This is a genomic window from Fusibacter paucivorans (genome assembly GCF_018390735.1).
Classification (GTDB): domain Bacteria; phylum Bacillota; class Clostridia; order Peptostreptococcales; family Acidaminobacteraceae; genus Fusibacter; species Fusibacter paucivorans.
This window is the reverse complement of record NZ_JAHBCL010000073.1, coordinates 1-2,917: the sequence shown is the minus strand read 5'-3', so window position 1 is coordinate 2,917 and position 2,917 is coordinate 1. Positions and strand designations below refer to the sequence as shown.

At 37.1% G+C, this 2,917-nt stretch carries 2 protein-coding genes; both read left to right on the top strand.

Annotated features, from left to right (window positions below; genetic code table 11):
- Nucleotides 1–442 precede the first annotated feature (442 nt).
- On the top strand, nt 443–1,903 hold the full coding sequence (gene ltrA, locus KHM83_RS19435; RefSeq protein ID WP_213238699.1) for a group II intron reverse transcriptase/maturase: 1,461 nt from the start codon (nt 443–445) through the stop codon (nt 1,901–1,903).
- 114 nt (nt 1,904–2,017) lie between these two features.
- A complete protein-coding gene (locus tag KHM83_RS19430; RefSeq protein WP_213238698.1) occupies nt 2,018–2,584 on the top strand; it encodes a hypothetical protein in 567 nt (188 codons plus the stop codon).
- Nucleotides 2,585–2,917: the final 333 nt, after the last annotated feature.

Here is a 2,917-nt window from a genome sequence, read left to right as displayed (position 1 = left end):
CTTTTGAAAATTGCTTTTGATTTTTTGTTCCCATGAGCCTTCTCCTTTTGAATTGGGTTTATTATATCTTGTATTCTAAAAAGACTCAACTTTACTTGTCCTATTTTTATACTATCATCAATAAGGCTGAAACCCTATAACCAAAAGGTATGAGCGAGGATGCATAACTTTTTGTATTGTGCATCAAATGGACAAATGCTCCGGAGTAAAGATGGGATCTAAGGCAATATGAATTGGCCGTGGTGTAGAACTGGGTAAGACCGTCTGCTCCCTCATACAGGGTAGGTTTCCCGCAAGGGAAATACAAAGTAAGCGGTTATAGGAGACTAGAGAAAGCGAATGCCTATATGTAATGTATGGGATAGGGGTTCAAAATTTGCTCCAATGCGAAAGCGTGCAGACTTCTAGTGGGTCGTTTGAAGTGTGAATGGAAGGAAACTTTATGAATGCTGGAAAGCCAATGAGCACAAAAAAGCAGGCGTCAGCAAACTACGCCTTCAGATGGGATACGGTCGACTGGTCCCTGATTGAAGAAAAAGTGAGTAAACTTCAGTCCAGAATCGCTAAAGCAGCTCAAAGAGGCAAAAGGTATCTCGTGAAGAAACTCCAATACTTGTTAAGTAAATCATACTACGGAAGACTACTTGCTGTAAAGAGGGTTATTAGTAATAAAGGTAATACAACAGCAGGCGTTGATGGTGAAATATGGTTAACCTCATCATCACGTTATAGAGCAGTACTGCGCCTGGGGAACAAATCGTATCGTGCGCAGCCATTAAAAAGAGTATATATCAAGAAGAAAAATGGTAAAGATCGGCCACTTGGCATACCGACGATGTATGACAGAGCAATGCAGGCACTTCACATGCTGACCTTAGACCCAGTAGCAGAAGTAGTCTTAGACAACAACAGCTTTGGATTTAGGAAGTATAGAAGTACCCAAGATGCGTGCGAATATCTATTCAAGTGTCTATCAACGAAGCAATCAGCAAAGTGGGTTCTAGAAGGTGATATAAAAGGCTGTTTTGATAACATCAATCATGAATGGCTAATGAAGCACATCCCCATGAATAAGAAAAGGCTAGCACAATTTCTGAAGAGTGGCTACATGCATAACAATCGTCTCTATCAAAACGGGTCAGGCACACCACAGGGCGGAATTATATCCCCAACACTGGCAAACCTAACACTCAATGGCATGGCGCAACATCTGCGAGAAATTTACTGGCGAGACACTAAGGGGCGTATACACCGAAAATTCAACAAGAACCAACTCAATTTCACAATTTATGCTGATGACTTTATCATTACAGCAAACAATAAACGAGTATTGGAAGAAGTAAAGACGATTATAACAGCGTTTTTTCATGAACGTGGCCTTGAACTCTCACAGGAAAAAACAGTTATCACAAACATTGGCCAAGGCTTCAACTTCCTAGGCTGGCAATTCAGAAAATATTGTGGCAAACTCATCATAAAGCCAACAAACGACAGCTTCAAAAGGATCAAAGACAAAGTTCGTGAAATCGTGAAAGCGTGCATGGGCTTGTCGCAAGATGTATTGATAAAACGATTGAACCCCGTCATAAGAGGATGGTGTAACTATCATAGCAAGGTCTGCTCAAAAGAGATATTTCAAAAGCTTGATAGCTATATCTACTGTCAACTATGGCGGTGGGCAAAACGTCGTCACAGCAACAAGTCCAAAAGCTGGATAAAAAGCCGATATTTTCATATGATCAGTACAAGGGATTGGATCTTTAAAACGGATCACTCAAAGCTATATTTTGCCAGTTCGACGCCTATAAAGCGACATGTACTTATCAAAATGTCGGCAAATCCGTACTTGGTTCAATACAATGATTACTATGCCAAAAGAGTAACTTGCAGACCTTCTAGTTAGGTCTGTTACAAACGGCTTGAGTCGTATGAAGCGAAAGTTTCACGTACGGTTCTCAGGGGAGAACGGAGGAGTAATCCTCCTGACTTACCCGACTAAAATTTTAAAGGAGAATCTATGTTTAATGAAATCATGCAATTTATTGAAAAATTAACCGTTAAGAGAGCTGGAATTATTTTGGGATTCCTAATTGTACTAATGATTTCATATCCACTATTAGATTACAATTTTCTATATTATAAAAGAGTAAATAATAGAATTGATGTATTGAAGAATATTCAAGAACTTGATACTAATTTATTAATGAGCAATGAAATATTAAGTGATGAATATGAGTCAATTCTTGAAGAAATTGGTGGCAGGGATGAGAAATATTCGTTATCTCCAGATAATATATTTATAGATGAAACAACAAATAATATAAAAATCTATAAATTTATTTCAGGGGGATTTTGGTGTTTCCTTTTCGCAATTTTATCACCATTTATATATAAGTCATTTCTGAAAACAATCCAAGGCATATTGGTTCTAGCAGCACTTGGAGGTTTGTTAGGGGGAATTGGGTTAATCATACCAACATTCAGAATGACACTTATTAATTATTTTGGTTTACCAATACTTCAATTAATTATATTAATAGCGCTTGCTATTAAATTTGGTAATAAAAAAGAGCCATCAAACTGATGGCTTTTGAGGTTTTGCTGAGTCGCAATAATCTTCAAGTTCATTTAGATTAAAAGATTACTGATTCTAGTATTATTGATATAATAACGTGCGCCTCCTAGAACTCCTTATAGTACAAAAACAGGACGACAGGCATAATATAAAACGTTCATCAATAGAATCACCTCACCTTATATTACCATAAATCAACAACAATTAAAATTTTACTTCGCCTAAACCAGCTAATTCTTGTCAAGTATCTGATCAAAAATAGTATTCCGGCTGAATTTAGGGCATGCTAAACAAACCTGTAAATATCAGGTCAAAAAATGATAAAATTATATTATCAGAACT